This window comes from Stakelama saccharophila (assembly GCF_032229225.1).
Lineage (GTDB): Bacteria > Pseudomonadota > Alphaproteobacteria > Sphingomonadales > Sphingomonadaceae > Sphingomonas > Sphingomonas saccharophila.
In genome coordinates this window covers 686,503-707,240 of sequence record NZ_CP135076.1, presented here as the reverse complement: position 1 = coordinate 707,240, position 20,738 = coordinate 686,503, and the positions used below count along the sequence as shown (strand labels likewise).

21 protein-coding genes are annotated in these 20,738 nt (G+C 66.7%); 14 read left to right on the top strand and 7 right to left on the bottom strand.

Translation table 11 applies throughout. The annotated features are described in order from the left end of the window. Positions 1-41 precede the first annotated feature (41 nt). Entirely contained in the window at positions 42-2,426 is a 2,385-nt protein-coding gene (locus RPR59_RS03215; RefSeq protein WP_313916605.1) for a TonB-dependent receptor, read from the bottom strand. A 115-nt stretch (positions 2,427-2,541) separates the two neighbouring features. On the opposite strand from RPR59_RS03215, the gene RPR59_RS03210 reads away from it, so the two are divergent. Beyond that, a complete protein-coding gene (locus tag RPR59_RS03210) occupies positions 2,542-3,192 on the top strand; it encodes a TetR/AcrR family transcriptional regulator (RefSeq protein ID WP_313916603.1) in 651 nt (216 codons plus the stop codon). 16 nt (positions 3,193-3,208) lie between these two features. On the opposite strand, the gene RPR59_RS03205 is transcribed toward RPR59_RS03210, so the two are convergent. Together RPR59_RS03205 and RPR59_RS03200 are read right to left on the bottom strand one after the other, a co-directional pair. Next, positions 3,209-3,745, bottom strand: coding sequence for a YceD family protein (locus tag RPR59_RS03205; RefSeq protein WP_313916601.1), 537 nt, complete (start codon positions 3,743-3,745; stop codon positions 3,209-3,211). After that, on the bottom strand, positions 3,742-4,251 hold the full coding sequence (locus RPR59_RS03200; RefSeq protein ID WP_313918302.1) for a ubiquinol-cytochrome C chaperone family protein: 510 nt from the start codon (positions 4,249-4,251) through the stop codon (positions 3,742-3,744). Before RPR59_RS03200 ends, RPR59_RS03205 begins: the two co-directional genes overlap by 4 nt. A 127-nt stretch (positions 4,252-4,378) precedes the next feature. Between RPR59_RS03200 and RPR59_RS03195 the strand changes: the two genes are divergently transcribed. Continuing rightward, positions 4,379-4,861 (top strand): outer membrane protein assembly factor BamE, encoded by a 483-nt coding sequence (locus RPR59_RS03195; RefSeq protein ID WP_313916599.1) that lies wholly within the window; start codon positions 4,379-4,381, stop codon positions 4,859-4,861. Between the two features lie 73 nt (positions 4,862-4,934). Here RPR59_RS03195 and RPR59_RS03190 read toward each other — a convergent pair whose 3' ends face one another. Then, a complete protein-coding gene (locus RPR59_RS03190; protein WP_313916597.1) occupies positions 4,935-5,288 on the bottom strand; it encodes a hypothetical protein in 354 nt (117 codons plus the stop codon). A 69-nt stretch (positions 5,289-5,357) separates the two neighbouring features. Here RPR59_RS03190 and RPR59_RS03185 point away from each other — a divergent pair, with 69 nt between their 5' ends. From RPR59_RS03185 to RPR59_RS03160, 6 genes are all read left to right on the top strand, one after another. Next, a complete protein-coding gene (locus RPR59_RS03185; protein ID WP_313916595.1) occupies positions 5,358-5,495 on the top strand; it encodes an RcnB family protein in 138 nt (45 codons plus the stop codon). 228 nt (positions 5,496-5,723) lie between these two features. Then, positions 5,724-7,127 carry a glycosyl transferase family protein gene (locus RPR59_RS03180; protein WP_313916592.1) on the top strand — a complete coding sequence of 468 codons (1,404 nt, stop codon included), beginning with the start codon at positions 5,724-5,726 and terminating at the stop codon, positions 7,125-7,127. After that, positions 7,124-8,158: a hypothetical protein gene (locus tag RPR59_RS03175; protein ID WP_313916590.1), complete on the top strand. Its 1,035-nt coding sequence runs from the start codon at positions 7,124-7,126 to the stop codon at positions 8,156-8,158. The genes RPR59_RS03180 and RPR59_RS03175 overlap by 4 nt, the downstream gene beginning before the upstream one ends. A gap of 47 nt (positions 8,159-8,205) precedes the next feature. After that, positions 8,206-9,120, top strand: coding sequence for a sulfite exporter TauE/SafE family protein (locus RPR59_RS03170; RefSeq protein ID WP_313916589.1), 915 nt, complete (start codon positions 8,206-8,208; stop codon positions 9,118-9,120). After that, the gene (locus RPR59_RS03165; RefSeq protein WP_432280284.1) at positions 9,117-9,890 is read left to right on the top strand and encodes a TIGR02186 family protein; all 774 of its coding nucleotides are present in this window, start codon (positions 9,117-9,119) and stop codon (positions 9,888-9,890) included. Before RPR59_RS03170 ends, RPR59_RS03165 begins: the two co-directional genes overlap by 4 nt. A gap of 56 nt (positions 9,891-9,946) precedes the next feature. Next, positions 9,947-11,620: an ATP-binding protein gene (locus RPR59_RS03160; RefSeq protein WP_313916585.1), complete on the top strand. Its 1,674-nt coding sequence runs from the start codon at positions 9,947-9,949 to the stop codon at positions 11,618-11,620. Between the two features lie 56 nt (positions 11,621-11,676). On the opposite strand, the gene RPR59_RS03155 is transcribed toward RPR59_RS03160, so the two are convergent. Beyond that, entirely contained in the window at positions 11,677-13,182 is a 1,506-nt protein-coding gene (locus tag RPR59_RS03155; protein WP_313916583.1) for a M23 family metallopeptidase, read from the bottom strand. 252 nt (positions 13,183-13,434) lie between these two features. Here RPR59_RS03155 and RPR59_RS03150 point away from each other — a divergent pair, with 252 nt between their 5' ends. The 6 genes from RPR59_RS03150 to RPR59_RS03125 all read left to right on the top strand — a co-directional run bounded on the left by RPR59_RS03150 (position 13,435) and on the right by RPR59_RS03125 (position 19,036). Beyond that, positions 13,435-15,951, top strand: coding sequence for a helicase-related protein (locus RPR59_RS03150; protein ID WP_313916581.1), 2,517 nt, complete (start codon positions 13,435-13,437; stop codon positions 15,949-15,951). Next, on the top strand, positions 15,944-16,249 hold the full coding sequence (locus RPR59_RS03145; protein ID WP_313916579.1) for a S4 domain-containing protein: 306 nt from the start codon (positions 15,944-15,946) through the stop codon (positions 16,247-16,249). Before RPR59_RS03150 ends, RPR59_RS03145 begins: the two co-directional genes overlap by 8 nt. Positions 16,250-16,285: 36 nt before the next feature. Continuing rightward, positions 16,286-16,627: a ferredoxin FdxA gene (gene fdxA / locus RPR59_RS03140; RefSeq protein ID WP_313916577.1), complete on the top strand. Its 342-nt coding sequence runs from the start codon at positions 16,286-16,288 to the stop codon at positions 16,625-16,627. 291 nt (positions 16,628-16,918) lie between these two features. Next, on the top strand, positions 16,919-17,458 hold the full coding sequence (locus tag RPR59_RS03135) for a CarD family transcriptional regulator (protein ID WP_313916575.1): 540 nt from the start codon (positions 16,919-16,921) through the stop codon (positions 17,456-17,458). 118 nt (positions 17,459-17,576) lie between these two features. After that, the gene (locus tag RPR59_RS03130; protein WP_313916573.1) at positions 17,577-18,302 is read left to right on the top strand and encodes a head GIN domain-containing protein; all 726 of its coding nucleotides are present in this window, start codon (positions 17,577-17,579) and stop codon (positions 18,300-18,302) included. Between the two features lie 50 nt (positions 18,303-18,352). After that, positions 18,353-19,036: a GIN domain-containing protein gene (locus RPR59_RS03125; RefSeq protein WP_313916571.1), complete on the top strand. Its 684-nt coding sequence runs from the start codon at positions 18,353-18,355 to the stop codon at positions 19,034-19,036. Between the two features lie 19 nt (positions 19,037-19,055). On the opposite strand, the gene pdeM is transcribed toward RPR59_RS03125, so the two are convergent. Together pdeM and RPR59_RS03115 are read right to left on the bottom strand one after the other, a co-directional pair. Then, positions 19,056-19,718, bottom strand: coding sequence for a ligase-associated DNA damage response endonuclease PdeM (gene pdeM / locus RPR59_RS03120; protein ID WP_313916569.1), 663 nt, complete (start codon positions 19,716-19,718; stop codon positions 19,056-19,058). A 53-nt stretch (positions 19,719-19,771) separates the two neighbouring features. Beyond that, a complete protein-coding gene (locus tag RPR59_RS03115) occupies positions 19,772-20,713 on the bottom strand; it encodes an aspartyl protease family protein (protein ID WP_313916567.1) in 942 nt (313 codons plus the stop codon). Positions 20,714-20,738: the final 25 nt, after the last annotated feature.

Genomic DNA, 20,738 nt, shown 5'->3' with positions numbered 1-20,738 from the left:
CGCGCCGGGTCCCGGACGGGAAAAGCTATACTGGCCGATGATCAGAACTTCACGCCAAAGGTGACGAACACCTGACGCGGATTGCCGTAATAGGCCGTCAGAACGCCCTCCGCACCCAGCGTCGGGATGTAGTCGCCATTGGCATCGCGCAGGAAATCGCCCGTATCCGGGTTCTGCGACAGGAAATTGTAGCCGGAGACGATATAACGCTCGTCCGTCAGGTTCCGGCCATGAATGCCGATCGAATATCTGTCGTCCGGGGAATGCCAGACGAGATTGGCGTCGAACAGCGCATAGCCCGGCTGGTCCAGCATCGGCGTCCGCAGCTCGAACTGCTGCGTCCTGCTGCGATAGGAAACCGTGCCGGTGAAATCGAGATCGCCACCGCCCAGCGGCGTGGAATAGCCGAGCGTGCCGCTGACGGTCCATTTCGGCGTATTCTGGAAGGCCCGCTCATCGGCGACATCGATACCGCGACTGTCGACGAACTGCGTATATTCCGCGTCGATATAGCCGAGCGTCCAGGCAAGGGACAGCTCGTCGCCGGGCGTGCCGAAATCCTGCAGCGGCACGGCACGTCCTTCCAATTCCACGCCCTTGATCCGCGCCTTGCCGGCATTGGTGGTCACGCCGATGAAGGTCTGCTGGCCATTGATGGTGGTGCCCACCGATCCCGGCACCTGCACGTCGGTATAATCGGCGATGAAGCCCGCCAGCGCCAGGTTCAGACGCCCGTCGAGCAATGCCGCCTTGTACCCCAGTTCGTAGCTGTCGACTTTTTCCGGGTCGAAGGTCATGAACCGATAGACCTCGTCATAGCTGACGGTGCCGTCGCCGTTGAAGTCCGGCGCCGCCGTCGTCACGCCGCGCGGATCGAATCCGCCGCCCTTGAAGCCTTTCGAATAGCTGGCATAGAGTTGCTGGCCCGCCACCGGCTTGAAACTGATCGACGCGCGCGGGGTGAATTCGGCAAAGTCGCGGGTGCCGCGAAAATCCGATTGCGGCGCGAAAAAGGTGCCCGCGCCGTCGAAATAGGGTGATCCCCCGCCGATATAGACCGCCCGGTTGATGACGGAACGGCGCGTGTCCCAGGTATAGCGCCCGCCCAGCGACAGGCTCCATTGCGGCGTGAAATCATAGGTGAAATCGCCGAAGATCGCGGCCGTATTGGTATCGACGTCGCCAAAGGTCAGCGCCGTCACCGTGGCGGGCAGGCGCACGTCGAAGATCGTCTTCGCCTCGGCATCGAGATAATAGACGCCGAGCAGCCCGTGCAGATCGCCGGTGTCCACCAGCGCCTGCACCTCCTGCGAGAACTGCTTGTTGCGATAGACTGCCGGCACGTCGAGATCGACCGCGGGAAGCGCATCGAAGTCGATCGGCGTCGAACTGTCGTCCTTGCGATAGCCGGTGATCGACCGGATCGTCAGCCAGTCGGCGGGCCGCATCTCGGCCAGCAGCGCACCGCCATAGGCCTCCACATCCTGCTTCGGATCGTCGAGTCCGCCGCGGCTGTCATAGACGTCGTCGAGCGGCGGCGTGTCGGTGGCCAGGCTGGTGATCAGGCGGTGGCCACCACGACTGTTGGACCTGTCGTGGCTGTAATCGCCCGACAGGCGCAGGAAGAACGTGTCCGAAGGTTCGAATTCGATCGTACCGCGCGCCGCCCAGATGTCCTTGTTGTAGTTCTCCTCGCCGGTGGTGAGATTGGTGCCGAACCCGCCGCGGCTGAGCCGGGCGCCGGCCACGCCGACGCGCAGACTGTCGGTCACCGGCGTGCTGGCAACGATCACGCCGTCGGCCTTGTCGTAATTGCCGTACGTGGCGCGCGCGCGCAGCGTCGCCTTATAGGGGTCGAGCCGCTTGGTGACATATTTCACCGCGCCGCCGATGGTATTGCGGCCGTAAAGCGTGCCCTGCGGGCCGCGCAGCACCTCGATCCGTTCCACGTCGTAGATTTCGAGGACGGCCGCTTGCGGGCGATTGAGATAGACATCGTCGACATAGACGCCGACGCCCGCCTCGAAGCCCGCGACCGGATCCTGCTGCCCGACGCCGCGGATGAAGGCGGTCAGCGTGGAGTTGGTGCCGCGCGAGACTTCCAGCGTCACATTGGGCGTGGTGTTGGAGATGTCGGTGATATCGATCGAACCCGCCTGCTCCAGGTCGGCGCCGGTATAGGCGGTGACGGCGATCGGCACGTCGACCAGCGATTCCTCGCGCCGGCGTGCGGTGACGACGATGTCGCCGATGGCGGCACGCGGGCTGACGCGTTCCTGGTCGGTGGCGGTGTCCGGCGTGTCGTTGCCCGCCGCCGGGAGCGTCTGGTCGGGCCTATCCTGCGCATGAGCGAGAGGTGCGGTGAGACCGGCCAGCGCGGCGCCAGCCAGCAAAATCGGACGCGCAGACGAAATCGTGCGAAGCATGTGCTTCTTCCTCCCCTATGATCGACGCCGGTTTCGGACCGGGTTGTGTGATATCGACAGACGCTATACTGAAACCTGAACCGAGTTTCAACTTAGGAGATGGGGAGGATCGCGAATGCCGAAGAGGCGTGGCGGGGCGGCAACGGGTGCATCGGCCGAGGACGGAAGCGCCGCCAGCAGCGGGAAAGCGCCGCGCACCGACCGCGGCCGGCGCACGCTTCGCGCGATTTTGGACGCAGCGGCGATCGAGTTCGGCGAGAAAGGCTTTCACGAAGGATCAATCAGCGGGATCACCCGGCGGGCGGGCGTGGCCCTGGGCAGCTTCTACACCTATTTCGATTCCAAGGACGCCGTGTTCCGCGCCCTGGTGCGCGACATGTCGGGCCAGGTCCGCGACCATGTCGCGCCCGCACTGCGCGCCGCCGACCACCAGATCGCGGCCGAACGGGCCGGCCTCGAACAGTTCATCGCCTTCGTCCGCCAGCACAAGGAAATCTATCGCATCATCGACGAGGCCGAGTTCGTCGACCCGGAAAGCTTTCGCCAGCATTATGCGACGACGGCCGAGCGGATCCGGACACGCCTCGCCGCCGCATCACAGCGCGGCGAGCTGCGCGAGGGGCTGTCGGAGGTCCATGCCTGGGCGATCATGGGAATGAACGTGTTCCTCGGGCTGCGCTACGGGGTCTGGCAGGAGGACAAGACGCCGGAGGCCATTGCGGACACCGTCGCGGAGATGCTGAAGGACGGCCTGGCGCGCCGCTGAACCGGCACCGACGACCTCAATCCGACGATTTTTTCGCCAGCTTGTCGCGCAACCCGGCGAGCGCACCGAACGGCCCCGCCTCCTCCTCGCTCAGGACGCCTGCGTCGTGCAGCACCTCGTCGGCCTGCGCGCTGCGCGGAAAGGGATCGAGCGAAAGCGCCAGCGTTTCCGCCGCCGCTTCGCCCAGATCAACGGCGCCGCCCTGATAGAAGATCGTGTCGCACGAATCGGCATCCAGTTCGATCTCCTCTTCCTCCGGCGTCGCGGCGGGAACGAATCGAATGGCGAAATCCTCGTCAATCTCCGCCGGCACCGGCGCATCGGTCGCCACGCAGCGTTGCTGCGCCCGGGCGGTCAGATGCCCATCCAGAAACACGGTCCCGCCCTCTCGCCGCAGCGTGCAGCGCGCCTGAAGCCGATCGACGGAGATGAGGCCGAAACGGCGCGCGAGCGCGGCGCATTCGTCGGCATCGGCGACGATGTCCTCGCTCACCGTGCCGGCGCCCAGCCGGTCGAGACGGTAGCGGCGGCTGAATTCGGGCGATGCGTTCACGGCAGATCGCCCGCGGTCAAGCGGTCGAGCGACACGGCGTCCAGCGCGGCGCGGAAATCGCGCAGATGATGCTCGACATACGCCACCGCTTCGTCACCCGGATCTTCGCCGCGATAGAGGTTGCGGATCAGCGCCGCCTGCAGCCCCCCGTCGACAAGCCCCTGGCGATAGGCGCCCAGGCGCCCGCCCAGCATTCCCATCATCTTGCCGATATGCTTGCCGACGACCAGGTCGCCGAAGCCGATCTCGCGAAGCTGGCCGTCCATGTCGTCGACGAAGCGTTCCGACAGCAGCGCACCCGGCGCCGCACCCTGCGGATCCGATTCGAGCCGCAGCAGGACCATGGACAGCAAGGCGGCGATCATGTCGAACCGGCCGTCGATGGTGTCGGGGACCTTGCCATGGATATACCAGTGCGGCCGGCGCGCCCGCGCGACCGTCGCCTGATACAGCGTTTCGCACGATTCCGTCTCCACGCGGCCGAAAAGTCGCCCCAGCAAACCCATTGTCACCCGTTCTTCCAGTCCACGGCCTTGTTTGGCCGCGCGCGGACGCATATTGAGGCGCTCGGCGCATGATGCAATGCGCGAGTTCCGGCGGACCCCGGCGGTTCCGCCCGATTGGGAGATTACGATGTCGGTGCTTTTCAAGCGTGTCCTGTTCGCGGCAGGCCTGGCGGCGATGGCCGCAACGGGCGGCTGCACGAAGATGCGCGCGCATCACGGCTATGTCACCGATGCCGATCTCGCCAATTCGATTCAGCCGGGCGTGGACAATCGCGATTCGGTGCGCCGCGTCCTGGGTACGCCCACATTGCCGAGCCAGTATACGGCGTCCGAATGGTATTATGTCGGACGCGACACGCGATCGCTTTCCTATCGCAACCCGAAACCGGTGGGCCAGACCACGCTCCGCATCCGTTTCGACGACAAGGGCGTCGTCAAGTCGATCGACCGCCTGGGTATGGAACAGGTCGTGTCGATCGACCCGAGCAACAAGAAGACCCCGACGCTCGGCCGCAAGCGCGGCTTCTTCGATCAGTTGTTCGGCAACATCGGACAGGTGACGCCGGGCGGGCTCGGCGGGGGCGCCAATCCGAACAATCAAAATCAGTAAGCCGTCCCTTTCGATCGCCTGACCGTTGCGTTCCCGCAAGGTTCAGTGCGGGCCTGGCATCCTTCTCTTCCTGTCACGGCGAACGGAGGAAAGGATGCGAATAGCCTGGATCACCACCCTGATGGTCGCCGCCGCGACCCCCGCCCTGGCGATGCCGGCCAGCGCGGGCGCGCAAGAGCGTCACGCCAGCCGGCACGACCGGCACCATGTCCGACGTCACGTCCGGCACGACCGTCGCGAGCATCGCGTAGAACGCCGCCATGAACGGCGCGTCGAGCGCCGGCGGCTGCGCCGTGCCCGCCGTCATGCCGGCCGCCATGAGCGACGCCATTATCGCCGCGACGATCGCCGCGCGCGCCGTGCCCACCGTGACTGGCGGCGCTATCGCCGGGAACATCGCGCCCTTTATCGGCGCGGCAGGTGGCATGCCCCATTTCGCTACCACCGCTTCGCGCGTGGCGTCCGCATCCAGCGGGTCTATTACGGCGACCGCTACGTGATCGCCGATCCGGGCCGCTATCGCCTCGATTATCCCGGTCGCTGGCGGCGCTGGGTCCGCCATTATGACGACGTCCTGCTGGTCGATGTGCGGACCGGACGGGTGCTCCGGGTTTACCGCGACTTCTTCTGGTAAGATCCGGCGGCGGACGCCGTTCCCCCGCGCCCACAGGCACGCGTCGACGCGGCCGGCGCGGCAGCGCCGGTCCGGACGGGGATAAGGACCGGACGAAGGGACGCGCGACCGCCGGCGAAGCTCCCGCCCGGTGCAAGTCGTGCGGCGTTCGCCGCGCGATTTTGCGCAATTTGCGTTTTTCGTCTCAGTTTCCAATGATGCCCCCGTCCGAATCGGGTTAGGGGGACCATGTCGGGCTGGGGGGATATCGTCACCGCGATCGATTTCGTCGCACACGAAACCACGCTGTTCGCGTGCATCGGCTTTCTGATGGGCGGGATCGACGACCTCATCGTCGACCTGCTCTTCTTCGCGGGCCTCGCCGTCCGGCGGATTCGTCGCAGTGCGACCGTGCCCCGATCGCTTGCCCTGCTGCCGCCGCCTTCGCGCCGGCTCGTGCTGTTCGTGCCGGCATGGGACGAATCGCGCGTGATCGGGCACATGCTCGCCGCGGCGCTGAAGCGCTTCGATTATCCCGATTACGCGATTTACGTCGGAACCTATCCGAACGATCAGGCGACCATCGAGGTGGTCGCGGACGTCGCGGCGCGCGATCCGCGCGTCCGCCTGGTCGTGGGGGATCGCCCGGGCCCCTCGACCAAGGCGGAATGCCTCAACTGGCTGTGGCAGGCGATGCTGCGCGACGAGGCCGCGGGCGCACCGGAAGCGCTGGCCGTCGTTCTGCACGATGCCGAGGATGTCGTCCATCCGAGCGAACTGCGCGTCTATGCCGCCTATGCCGCGCGCCACGATGTCGTGCAGATTCCGGTGCTGCCGCTCGCCGATCCCCGTTCGCCCTACATCGCCGGCCACTATCTTGACGAATTCGCCGAGGCCCATGGAAAACAGATGCCGGTTCGCGGCGCGATCGGCGCGGGACTGCCATTGGCGGGCGTCGGCTGCGCCATCCGGCGATCGATGCTGGCGACCATCGCCCACATGCGTAACGCCGGCCCGTTCGACCCCGAAAGCCTGACGGAGGATTACGAACTCGGCCTCACGATCCGCAAGCTCGGCGGACGCGGGATGTTCGCGCGCGTCGCCGAATCTCCGGGCGGGCCGCCGGTGGCGGTGCGCGCCTATTTCCCGGCAACGATAAAGACCGCCGTCCGTCAGAAGACGCGCTGGATGGTCGGGATCGCGCTCGCCGGCTGGGATCGTACCGGCTGGGCGCCGCTGCATCACATCAGCGATCATTGGATGCGGCTGCGCGACCGGCGCGCCCTACTGGCGGTGCTCGTGCTGATGGCCGCCTATTCCGCGCTGGTGGTGTCCACCCTCGCCTGGGGTGCGCACCTGATCGGCGGCGACAGGGCACCGGCCATGTCCGCGAGCTTGCGGGCGGCGATGATCGCTACCTTCGTGTTGCTGGTCTGGCGACTGGGGATGCGGTCGGCGTTCGTCGCCCGCCATTATGGCCGCCGCGAAGCGCTGCGCGCGGTCCCGCGGGCAGTCGTGTCGAACATCATCGCGATGCTCGCCGCACGACGGGCGCTGGTGCAGTATGTCGCCATGCTTCGCGGCGGCGAGGTCCGCTGGGACAAGACCAGCCACCATTTTCCCGCCGACCTTGCCAAAGGCGATGCCACATGACCGGCCGCGGCAGGCCGCTGCGGTTCCTGTTGTTGATGTCGACATGCTGGATCACCATCCGCGTCGCCTGGCTCTGGCCGCAGACAGGTTCTCTCCCCGAGGCGATACGCAGGGCCGTGCCGGTCTCCGCGCCGCGGCACGAAATCGCCGCGTCGGTGCATCTGCAGCCGTCGTTGGCGCCGGCCCATCATGCCGCCGCCCCCGTGCATTCCGCGCCCGCTTCCCCCGCCGAGCCCGCGGCCCTTCCGTGGCTCCGCTATGCCCTCGCGCCACCGCAGCAGCAGCCGCGCGGCGCGAATCGCCTGGCGCTCGCGCTGGTGGGAATGATCCCGGCCGATCAGGCGGTACCCCTGCGAGAGCCGCTATCCGAGGCGACCTTTCCACGGGAACGCGACGACGGCCGGTGGCAGGCCTCGGCCTGGTTGTACGTCCGTGGCGACCGGCCGGCGGGGGCGCTTGATACCACCGCACCACAACTCGGCGGCAGCCAGACCGGCGCCCGCGCCACCTATGCGCTCGACAGCGGGGCCGGCCTCAGCGCCGTCGGTCGCGCCGCTGCGCCGCTGCACGGGACCGGCGCCGAAACCGCGTTCGGCATCCAGTGGCGGCCCGATTCCCTTCCTGTCGCGCTGGTGGCGCAGCAACGGCTGGGGCTCGACGGACAGGAAGGCGGCCCGGAACTCTCGGTAATCGGGGGTAACGGACCGACACCGGTCGCCCCCGATTTGGACCTCGAAACCTATGGCCAGGCCGGCGCCGTATTCCGCGACCGAACCGACTATTACGCAGCCGGCGCGGTCCGATTGAGCCACCCGGTAGCCGAAATCGAGAATCGCGCTGTCCGCGTCGGCATCGGCAGTTGGATCAGCACGCAGCGCGGCGCGACCCGAATCGACATAGGACCGACGGCAATTATCCGGCTGCCGGTGGAGGGCGCCGGTGTGCGGTTGTCGCTGGACTGGCGCCAACGGATGGCGGGCGATGCGCGTCCGGGATCGGGTCCCGCCCTCACCCTGGGCGCCGATTTCTGACGCGAGCCGCTTTTGTCGCCGCGAGGAAGGCGGTAACGCTTCGGCAAATGGATCTGTACCTTCCCATCGCGAACCTCTCGGTCAACGCGCTCGTCATCATCCTGCTGGGTGGCGGCGTCGGGTTGCTGTCGGGCATGTTCGGCGTCGGCGGCGGTTTCCTGACGACGCCACTGCTTATCGTCTATGGCATTCCGCCGACGGTCGCGGCCGCATCGGCCGCTTCGCAGGTCACGGGCGCCAGCGTATCGGGGGTTTTCGCCCATTTTCGCCGCAATGGCGTGGATGTGAAGATGGGGCTGGTGATGGTGTCGGGCGGCGTCGTCGGATCGCTCGTCGGTGCCGGCATCTTTCGCGTTCTGCAACAGACGGGCCAGATCGATACCGTCATCGCGGTCCTGTATGTCCTGCTGCTGGGATCGATCGGCACGCTGATGCTCACCGAATCGGTCCGCTCCATCCGCTCGGCACGCTCGGGCAGCACGTCGCGCGCGCGCAAGCGGCGGCATCATCCGCTGATCGCGTCCTTGCCGTTCCGCACGCGCTTCTACAGTTCTGGACTGTACATTTCCCCGCTGGCGCCCATGCTGCTGGGCTTCTTTATCGGCATATTGACCACCCTGCTCGGGGTCGGCGGTGGCTTCGTACTGATCCCGGCGATGCTGTATCTGCTGGGCATGCAGACCCGCGTCGTCGTGGGCACATCGCTGTTCCAGACGCTGTTCACGACGGCGAGCGCGACGATGATGCACGCCCTGACGACCAAGGCGGTCGACATCGTTCTCGCCGCCCTGCTCCTCATCGGATCGGTGACGGGTGCGCAGGTCGGCGTGCGGTTCGCCCAGAATGTGAAGCCGGAATTTCTGCGCCTCGCACTGGCCCTGATGGTGCTTCTGGTCGCCGGCCGCATCGCCCTTGGCCTGGGCTGGCGGCCCGACGAGATCTATTCGGTCGAGACATGGTGAGGCGCGCGGCCCGGCTGGTTTCGCTCGCGCTGCTGGCGCCGTTGCTGCTGGGTGCTGCGAAGCCGGTGCTCGTGCCCGATGTATCGCAACGCGACATCGACATTATCTACAGCTTCACCGGCGCCGAACTACTGCTGTTCGGCGCGATCCTCTATCCCAATGGCGACCTGCCGGACGAAGGCGAGAAGCCACCCCAGATCGTGGTCGTGGTCAAGGGGCCGACGCAGTCGATCCAGCTCCGCGAAAAACAGAAGGTTGCCGGCATCTGGGTCAATGCGGACCGGATGCGTTATCGGTCGGCGCCGTCCTTCTATGCCATCGCATCTTCCCGTCCGATCGAGGATCTGGTCGACGATCGGACGCGCGCGATCTACGAACTCGGTCTCGACCGGCTGCAACTCTCACCCGCTTCGACGGCGTCGCCGGCGGTGCAGCAGCGTTTCGCCGACGGGCTCGTCGATCTGCGCCGCCGCGCCGGCCTCTATTACGAGGCGCCCGGCGCCGTCGAGATCACCGACCACGTCCTCTACCGCGCGCGGATCACGATTCCGGCCCGGGTGCCGGTCGGCCGCTTTACCGCCGAGACCTTCCTGATCCAGGACGGCCGGGTCCTGGCCGCCGCGACGCGCACGCTGGAAATCCGCAAATCGGGTTTCGAACGGTTCGTCGCCATAGCCGCCGAACAGGATTCGCTGTGGTACGGCCTTGCCGCCGTCGCCCTGTCGATCGGCCTCGGCTGGGGTGCGGGAGCGCTCTGGCGGCGCTTCTAACCCATTCTTTACCGCTGCCGGGCCAAGATGCCCGCTGGACCACCGGGGATTTGTAGATGGCGGAGATCATGGGCGCGCAGGCGTTCGACCAGGCCGCGTCGGCAGGCAGCGGAGCGACGTCGACCGCACCCGCGGACACGGCGATCGGAATGGTGACGGAGATTGCCGGCTCGTCGAGCCGGATCGTGCTCGACGCGCTGGTGCTCGACGCCTTGTCGGAGCACTCAGACGCTACCGTCGCCAATACCGGGCGCGTCGGCTCGCAGGTGAAGATGCGGGTCGGCAATTACTGGCTCATCGCCAATATCCGCTCGCTGCGGATCGCCCAGGACGATCCCGACCGGATCGTGGCGCAGATCGATTTTCTGGGCGAAGGCGACCAGGAGCAGCTCACCGGCAAGCTCTATCGGTTCCGCCGCGGCGTCACGCGCTATCCCGCGCCCGGCGCTTCCATCTTTCCGGTCTCGACGGCCGACCTCAATCAGATCTACGCTGCGGACGAGCGCGCCTCGATCGAGGTCGGCACCGTGTTTCCGACCCGCGACATCCGCGCCGCGGTCTATGTCGACTCGCTGCTCGGCAAGCATTTCGCATTGCTTGGGTCGACCGGCACCGGCAAATCGACCGCGACGGCGCTGATCCTGCACAGGATCTGCGAATATTCACCGCAGGGTCATATCGTGGTGATCGACCCCCACGGCGAATATGCGTCCGCGTTCAAGGCGAACGGCGCGATCTACGACGTCGACAACCTCGCCATGCCGTACTGGCTGATGAATTTCGAGGAACATTGCGAAGTGTTCCTCACCAGCGCGGGCTGGCAGCGGCAGATCGATGCCGACATTCTCGCCAAGTGCCTGCTCCAGGCGCGCGCGAAGAACCGGATGGCGCAGGAAATCGGCAAGCTGACCGTGGATTCGCCCATTCCCTATCTGCTGTCGGACCTGACCAACATCATCCAGCTCGAAATGGGCAAGATGGACCGCGCGGGCGACACCGCACCCTATCTGCGGATCAAGACCAAGATCGAAGAGATCAAGAACGATCCGCGCTATTCCTTCATGTTCTCCGGCATGCTGGTCGCCGACACCATGGCGAGCTTCCTGTCGCGCATCTTCCGCCTGCCCAGCGACGGCAAGCCGATCTCGATCATCGACGTGTCCGGCGTTCCGTCGGAGGTGACCTCGGTGGTCGTCGCACTCTTGTCGCGCATGGTGTTCGACTTCGCGATCTGGGCGCGCAACGAACCGCGGCGGCCGGTGCTGCTCGTATGCGAGGAAGCGCACCGCTACGTTCCGAACGAACGGCGGGCGGACGATTCGTCGGTCGGCCGGACCCTCAGCCGGATCGCCAAGGAGGGCCGCAAGTACGGCGTTTCGCTGGGCCTCGTCACCCAGCGCCCGTCCGACCTGGCCGAAGGCGTGCTGTCGCAGTGCGGCACGATCATTGCGATGCGCCTGAACAACGACCGGGATCAGGCCTTCGTCCGCGCCGCGATGCCGGAAGGCGCGCGCGGATTTCTCGATTCGATCCCGGCGCTGCGGAACCGCGAATGCGTGATCTGCGGCGAAGGCGTCGCCACGCCGATCCGCGTTCTGTTCGACACGCTGGAGGAATCGCAGCGGCCGGACTCCGGCGATCCTGTCTTCTCCCAATTGTGGCGCGATGTCGGCGGCGAGGATGCGATCCTCGATCGCACCATCAAGCGCTGGCGCGCCCAGGGGCATTGATCGAGGCTGCGCATCCAGCCTGCCTGACCGCCTGGCGCCGCCCGTGAATGTTCCGATTACCTGGAAGCGAGTTGTTCCGGCTCTTCGGTCGCGCCGCCCACCGGCAATGCCTTGTAATCGGCAAGGCGCGCCTTGAACGTCCGCAGATCGCTGCCGTGCAGCCGGTCGACGGAGGCATAGCTGAACGATTTCGGATTGACCGGCCGGTCGTTCCGGCGAATCTCGTAATGCAGGTGCGGTCCGGTCGAAAGACCGGTCGAACCGACATAGCCGATGACGTCGCCGCGATCGACATGACGGCCGGAACGAACCGCGATCTTGCTCATATGGCCATATTCGGTGGCGATGCCGTGGCCGTGCCGGATCTTGACGAAATTGCCATAGCCGCCGTTGCGGCCGGCGAACACGATCTTGCCAGCATCGGCCGCGCGAATCGGCGTGCCATAGGCGGCCGCGATGTCCAGCCCGGTATGCATCCGCTTATAATGCAGGATCGGATGCGTGCGAACGCCGAAGGGAGAGGTGATGCGGCCATGCACGGGCATCAGCATCTCGCCCTCGATACGGCTGCTGCCGTCGGCGTCGAACCAGCGGGTGCGGCCGTGATCGTCCCAGCGGGCGAGTTCGATGTCGTCCTTGCCGTGCGCCAAGCCGGCGTAAAGCAACTTGCCGAGCTGGACCTCGCCGGTTTCGGCGCGGGCCTGCTCGATCACCAGGTCGAATTCGTCATCGGCACCGATCCGGCTCATCGAAACCTTGGCAGCGATCGATTTGATGAAGGCCTCGACCGCCTTCGCCGGCGCCCCGGCGGCCCGGGCGGAACGATAGAGACTCGCGCCGACGCGCCCGCGAATGCGCAGCGGTGTGTGGTCGATCGCGATCGGAATGCGCTTGAGGCGCAATCCGCCATCGGACCGCAAAACCTCCAGCGCGAGATCGAAGCGGGCGCGGAAGCTCAGCTTTTCCAGCGGGCGGGGTTGCGCCCTGGCCGGGCGCCGGCCGAGCGTGACGTCGAGCCGCGTTCCCGATTTCAGGTCCTTCAGGCCGACGGCATCGCTTACCAGTTGCGCGGCGCGGTCCGCCTCGGCCTCGGCCACGCCCGTGCGGCGAAGGACCTTGGCGAAGCGATCGCCCGAGCCGAGCAGGGCGGTCAATTCGATGATGGGACGTTCCGGCGTGTCGGCCAGCGGCCGAACCGCATCGGTCGCCCCCATATGGCTGCCGGTTGTCGCGCCGAGCGCCAGCGGCGCGATCGACTGGCTGCGCGCGGCCTTCCAGTCCGTGCCGGAGAGCGGCGCCGCGGACGCGGCATAAATGGGCTGGCCGATATCGGGCGCGAATGCCAGGGTGACGGCGCACAACGCGGCGCAGGTGGCGACGCCGCGAAACCATTCGCCGCTGCCGATCCGCGATCCGAGATCGGGAACGAGGTCGAAATCCGGGAAGCGCTGGCGCAGCCGGTCGGCCATGCCGAGCGGTCTGTCCGGCGCCCGCACGCGGTCCAGCGACGGCGCATTGGTGCTGCCGCCCAGATCCAGTCCATGATCGTTGCGCAGAAACAAGGAGCGCAATCCCCCGGAATTACGGGCCGCGCACCCCCGGCCCTCAAGAAGAATCCTGTGTGCAACGAAGGTGTTTAAGTCAAATTAACCCGTCGCACGCATGACTCGTCCTGCGGCAAACCGTGCAGACAAGCCGACGAAATTCACATTGGTTCGCAACCATGCGCGAAGGGCGGCAATGGCCGCCGCGAAATGCCGCTTGCACATTCGCCTGTTGCATGCCGCGTGCCGACGCCCGATCTTGGCGGGGTCATGAGTGTATTCTCGCGCAGCTCGGTCACTGCCGTATTGGGGCCGACGAACACGGGCAAGACGCATCTTGCCGTCGAACGGATGTGCGGACATTCGAGCGGCATCCTGGGCTTCCCGCTGCGCTTGCTCGCGCGCGAGGTCTATGACCGGGTCGTCGCGATCAAGGGGGCGGATCAGGTCGGCCTGATCACGGGGGAGGAAAAGATCCTGCCGCCAAAGGCACGCTGGCTGCTGTGCACGGCGGAATCCATGCCGCTCGACCGGGACGTTGCGTTCGTCGGGCTGGACGAGGCGCAGCTCGGCGCCGATCCCGAACGCGGCCATGTCTTCACCGACCGCCTGCTGCGCGCCCGCGGCCGGGAAGAGACGATGATCCTGGGGTCGGATTCGCTCCGTCCCATGCTGCGCCGGCTCGTGCCCGATGCCGAGATCATCGGCAGGCCGCGCTTTTCGACACTGAGCTATGCCGGCGCGAAGAAGTTGTCGCGTCTGCCGCGGCGATCCGCCATCGTCGCCTTCTCCGCGGAGGAGGTCTATGCGGTTGCGGAGACCCTGCGCCGGCTGCGCGGCGGTACGGCCGTCGTCATGGGCGCGCTCAGCCCGCGCACCCGCAATGCGCAGGTGGCCATGTTCCAGGCCGGCGAGGTCGACTATCTGGTCGCGACCGACGCCATCGGCATGGGGCTGAACCTGGATGTCGCCCATGTCGCCTTTGCCGGGCTGCACAAGTTCGACGGACGCAAGCGCCGCCGCCTGACGATCGCCGAAATGGCGCAGATCGCCGGCCGCGCGGGCCGGCATCAGCGCGACGGCACGTTCGGCGCGCTGCACGCGGAAGGGCCGGAAGCCTTTACGCCGGAGGAGATCGACAAGATCGAGGCCCACCAGGTGCCGCGGCTCGACTTCCTCTTCTGGCGAGAGGGGATGCCCGATCTGGCGAGCATCGACGGACTGATCGCGGATCTCGAGCGCCGCCCCGCGGAAGACGGCCTGCGGGCCGCACCTCAATCGGTCGACCTCGCGGTGTTGAAGCGATTGGCGACCGACGAGCGGATACGCGACCGGGCACGCAGCCCGCAGGCGGTCCGCCGGCTTTGGGCCGCCTGCAGCCTGCCGGACTTTCGCAAGCTGGGCGTCGATCCGCATGCCCGCTTCGTCGGCCGCATCTTCACCGCGCTCACCGAAGGTGACGGTCACGTCCCGCACACCTGGTTCGCGCAGGAAATCGACCGGCTCGACAACGTGCAGGGCGATGTGGAAACCATCGCCGGGCGGATCGCGGCGGCGCGAAGCTGGGCCTATATCGCCCACCGGCCCGATTGGCTCGCCGACCCGGCGCATTGGGCCGAACGCACGCGCGCGGTCGAGGAACGGCTGTCAGACGCGCTGCACGCACGACTGACGCAGCGCTTCGTCGATCGCCGCACGTCGATGCTGCTGCGTCAGATCGGCGCCGGTGCGGGCGAGATACCGGTCGAGATCGACGCCGACGGCGAGGTGAGCGTCGACAGCCATGTCCTCGGCACGCTGGACGGCTTCCGCTTTTCGGTCGCGCCCGATGCGCGGGCGACCGACAAGCGCATGTTGCTCGCTGCGGCGGAAAAGCGGCTGGGCGGAGAATTGGCGCGGCGCGGCGCGGCGTTGGCCACGGCCGACAATTCCACCATTACGCTGCACATCGGCGCCGACGGTGGACCGGGGCTGATCTGGCACGGATCACCGGTCGCCCGGCTGGATCGCGGCCCGGAACTGTCGCGCCCCGCAATCACGCTCGACCGCAGCCTGGATTGTCTGGGCGCGAGGCAGCGCGAGGCGATTCGCGCCCGCCTGTCCCGCTGGGTGACGGACGAAATTGCGCGCCATTGCCGCGCGCTTCCGAAACTGGAGGCGATCCTGCGCGACCCCGACGCGCCGCCCGCGTTGCGCGCCGTGGCGGCGACGCTCGCCGAACATGGCGGCATCAGCCCGCGCGATCCGGTCGCGGAGCCACTCGGCGCGCTCGGCCAGGAGGAGCGCAAGCGGCTCCGCGCTGCGGGGATCACCATCGGCACACTCGATCTGTTCGATCCGCGCCTGCTGAAGCCGAAGGCGGCGCTGTGGCGGACGGCGCTGTTCGCAGCACGCGGCGACCGGCCCGGCTCCGCCCTGCCGCGCGACGGAGCCACCGTTCTGGACCGCGGCAGTCGCGGCGCGGGCACGCGCATGGGGTTTCGCATGATCGGCGGACAGGCGGTGCGGGTCGATCTGGTGGAACGCATCGCGCGCGACGCCCATGACCGGCGCAAGGGGCGCCAGCCCTTCGCGCCCGACCCGGCCCTGGCGACCTCGATCGGCCTGACCGAACCGACCATCGCCAAGCTGATGGCCCGGTTGGGATTCAAAGGCGCGGCGCCGCAGGAAGGCCGTCCCCGCTGGGCATGGCGCGGACGCCCCGCGCCGCGCCGCGGCGCCGTGCGCCCGGTCGGCCCGGCCAACGCATTCGCCGCGCTCGCGGATCTGGAATTCGGCAATGGCTGAGGCGGCGATGCGCCTCGACCGATTCCTGTGGTGGGCGCGCCTGGCGCCGAGCCGCAAGGTGGCACAGGCGATGGCGGAGGCGGGGACGTTGCGCATCGACGGGCGGCGAATCGACCGCGCCCACGCCGCCGTGCGACGGGGCGCCATCATCGCCTTCGCCCGCCACGGCAGGGTGCGCGTGCTGCGGGTCGAGGCGTTGCCGCGCCGGCGCGGACCGCCGGCCGAAGCCGCTTGCTTATACCAGGACTTGCAGACGGCAAACGCCAATAGCGTTGACGCGCTCGGCGCCCGCGCATAGCAGGATGGCAAACACTGGCATGGAGTTCCGCCACCAATGACCTACGTCGTCACCGAGGCCTGCATCCGTTGCAAATACATGGATTGCGTCGAGGTCTGCCCGGTCGATTGCTTCTATGAGGGCGAGAACATGCTGGTCATCAATCCCAGCGAGTGCATCGATTGCGGCGTGTGCGAACCGGAATGCCCCGCCGAGGCGATCCTGCCCGACACCGAGCCCGGCCTCGAAAAGATGCTCGAGATCAACACCAAATATTCCGCCGAATGGCCCAACGTGACGACCAATGCGGGCCAGACGCCGGACGATGCCGACGCGCACAAGGGCGAAGACGGCAAGTTCGATAAATATTTCTCGGCGGAACCCGGAAAGGGCGACTGAGCCGCCACCGCGACAGGCAGCAAAGCGGCGCGACAGGGCCGAGGCAATTCTCCCCGGTCAAAACGGGGAGCGTACCAATTTGCCACGAGCAGGCGGAAAGCGGCAGGTTGCGCCACAAACGGCTGGAAATTATATTACAGCTGTGTTAAAAGCTTTCGCAGCAGAGACAGAATTGTTCTCCGCACGAAGAATCTGGAACTCCCGCGGTCGCATCCAGCAAGGTTTTGGTTAGCCCAGCATTGACGAGCATGCAATCCCGCCGGGAGAAGCAATCGGAAAGGCTTCATCCATATGGCTGCAAAGGCGCTGTCCTTCGACGTCGGTGATTATGTCGTTTATCCCAAGCACGGCGTGGGCCGTGTGATCGAACTGCAAAGTCAGGAGATCGCAGGGATGCAGCTCGAACTCTATGTCTTGCGCTTTGAAAAGGAGCGGATGACGCTGCGCGTCCCCACCAACAAGGCCGAAAGCGTCGGTATGCGCAAGCTTTCCAGCGACAAGACGCTGAAGGAAGCGATCGAGACGCTGAAGGGCAAGCCCAAGGTGAAGCGGACCATGTGGTCGCGCCGCGCCCAGGAATATGAGGCGAAGATCAATTCGGGCGACCTGGTGTCGATCGCCGAGGTGGTGCGCGATCTGTTCCGCGCCGACGACCAGCCCGAACAGAGCTATTCCGAGCGTCAGATCTTCGAGGCTGCGGCATCGCGGCTCGCCCGCGAACTGGCGGCGATGGAAGAAGTCGACGAGCCCACCGCGCTGGAAAAGATTCTCGACGTTCTCCGTGTCGCTGCGCCGCAGCATGCGAAGGCCAAGGAAGCCGACGCAGCCTGAGCGGGCGATCATCCGAACAACAAGGGGGGCAGCCATGCGGCGCCCCTCTTTTTTTGCGCTATTGTACCGGCTCCCTTTGCGTGTTAGTCAAGCAATACACTATCCGGTGGAGGATTCGATGCGCGTACTGACGGCTTTAACCTTGCTTTCGCTGGCGGCATGCAGCGGCACGTCGGAGGCGACCGCCAACAAGGGCGGCTATGACGTGGCGGAAGGCAGTTCCATCCGCCAGTTTCCCGCGCGCGACTTCGCCGGTGTCGCGCTCCTCGGTTCCGACGATGTGGACATATCCACCGGACAGGATTTCTCCGTGCGGGCGGAGGGTGGCGACGAAGCGCTCGACCGCCTGAAGATCGAGGTGCGCGACCATGTCCTGCGGATCGGGCACAAGGACACGGGATGGTCGTGGGGATCGCACGAGGGGGCGGTGATACACGTCACCATGCCGGCCATCCGCACGGCGCGGATTTCCGGGTCGGGTAATATGACGATCGACCGGGCGGAAGGGCCATTCGAGGGCAGCATCGCCGGCTCCGGCGATCTGACGGTAGGCGCCGTCGACGGCCCCAGCGCGGAATTCGACATCGCCGGATCGGGAACGCTGTCGGCAGCCGGACGGGTCGATCGGCTTTCGATGGCGATCGATGGTTCGGGCGACATCAAGGCCGGCGGCCTCACCGCGCGGCAAGCCTCGGTTGAGATCGCCGGCTCGGGCGACGCCACCGCCGCGGTCAACGGTAACGCGAACGTTTCGGTGCTCGGATCGGGCGACGTGGACCTTGGCGGTCAGGCGCGGTGCACCATCAACTCCAGCGGTTCCGGCGACGTTCACTGCGGCGGCTGATCGCCCCCTTTGCTTGCCAGCATGTGCAAAGGGTGCGATTGCGGGCGGTGATGGCAAGATTGCTGCTGATCCTTGCATTGCTGCTGCCGGCTGCGGCCTCGGCGCGCGACCGCACGGTGATGTTGTCGGGCTTCGATCGCGTTCGCGTAGAAGGGCCGTTCCGCGTCACGGTATCGACGAACGAAAGCCCCGGCGCCACCGTTTCCGGCGATCCGCGTGCGGTGGACGCGGTGTCCGTCCGGGCGCAGGGACAGACGCTGATCATCGGCGCCAACGCGAATGACTGGGGCGGCTGGCCCGGTGAACGCGAAGCCCTTCCTGTGATCTCGGTGCGCACCCGCATCCTGCGCGGCGCCAGCGTGATCGGCGGCGGCATGGTGTCGGTCGACCGCGCCGAGGGACATCATGTGGAGTTGGCCGTCACCGGCGCCGGAAAGTTGCAGGTCGATGCGCTGTCGGCCGACGACCTGGTCGGCATCGTCGCAGGATCGGGCACGCTGCAGCTTGCAGGCAGTGCCAACCGCGCCCGCTTCACCAACAGCGGGACCGGCCGTATCGACGCCGACAAGCTGATCGTGGATGACCTCACCGTTTACGCCGACGGACCGGGAAGCAGCGCCTTTCGTGCCGAGCGTTCGGCCGAAATCACCACCACCGGGGTCGGACCGGTATCCGTCGACGGCGATGCGAGTTGCACCGTCCGGGGCTCCGGGCCGGTCCATTGCGGAAGGTAGAATCGGTGCCGAAGCGTTCTCAGGCGGCGACCGGGAAACGCAGCATTCGATTCCGCACCGCGACCAATGCTTCCGCGCTGCCGCCGAGCGCGCGGCCGATCTCCGGGTGGCGCACGTCCAGTCCGCCGGTCAACGCTCCGAAGGCGGGCAGGATAAGCTTTCGTTCGCTTGCGAGAAAACAGCGGCGCGCCACCGATCGGCCGCGAATCGTCATGCGCAACTTGGGATGGAAATGCCCCGAAATCTCCGGCCGCGACTCGGCCGGATTCGCCTCATGCCGCAGGATCAGGCCCTCGATCCCGACTTCATCGCGAACCTCGCCGCCCATGGCGTCGGCAAGCAGGGCATCGTGATTGCCGACGATCCAGGTCCAGCGTCGGCCCGCCATCATGCCGGCAAGCATATCGCGAACCGTCGGCGACAGCCGGGCAACGCCCGCATTGTCGTGAAAGCTGTCACCCAGGCACCAGATTTCCGCAGGGTCCAGACGCGACACCGCATCGGCGAGCGCCGTGACCGTCGCCAGCGAATCATAGGGCGGCAGCATCTGTCCGGCAACGGCATACCAGCTCGCCTTCTCGAAATGCAGGTCGGCCACCAGCAATGCCCGCCGCGCCGGCCAGAAGAGCAGGCCGTCGCTGCTGGCGGCAAGGGATATACCGGCGAACGAAAAGGGAACCATGGCGTTTCTATCGTCGTCCCGGAATGCGCCGTCAATCGGGTCCGCGCCGCGGTTCAGCCGAACCGGTAACGATTGGCGCGCGGAATGCCGAAGCGGATCTCGCTCGCGGCGAAGTCGATCTCGACATAGCGAAAGGCGCGGAGCACCTCCATGCCGAGGATCAGGGCCGGCTCGTCGTGATAGACGAGCAGGTCGAACGGCGCCGCTTCGACGAAGGCGATCGGCATTTCCGAAAATCCGACCGATCCGATACTGATCCCGTCCACCCTGGCATAGCGGGAGGTTACGGATCGACCGGTGACACTGGTGATCGTAATCGGATCGGACAGGTCCGAACGCCGGGTTACGAGGTCGCGCATCGCCGCATTGCCGATGGTCACGGCGGTGCCGGTATCGATCAGCACCCGGATACGCCGATGCCCGTAATGCGCGTCGGTCAACACCAGCGCGCCGTGTTCCCGCTTCGCCCGCACGACGATCTCGTCGTTGCGCCGGCTGAAGTGATGCCGCTTGCCGCGCGACGGCCGCACGGACATTTCGCTACGGTCAAAGTCGATCCGTACGGCGTGCCCGGCCAGAAAATCGAGCCCGAGAAGCCCGTGCGCGCCCAGGTCCGCGAACCCGAAGCCGGGCGCGGCAACGCCGTGCGTCCTGGGAAAGCTGTCGACCGATATGCTGGGCAGCAGGAAGGTGCCCACCGACTCGCGCCCGCTCAGCGCCGCCACGGTCACGACCGGCCCGGCGCTCAGGCCGAGACTATCCGCCAGTTCGCTGGCGATGACGGTGCGCTCCGCGCCGGTGTCGATGACGAAGGGATAGGGTCCCTCGCCATCGATCCGGACCGGAACGGTCATGCGCTTCTCGCGCGATGCGAAAGCGAGAATGGCGGCGACGACATCGGACGGGGGCTGCTGCACCACGTTCGCATCATGCACAGCGCTGCCGGCCAGAGCGGAGGCGTCAGGCTTTTCCTGAGCGACGGCCGGAACAGCCATCGTCGACAGGCCTGCGCCGACGAGA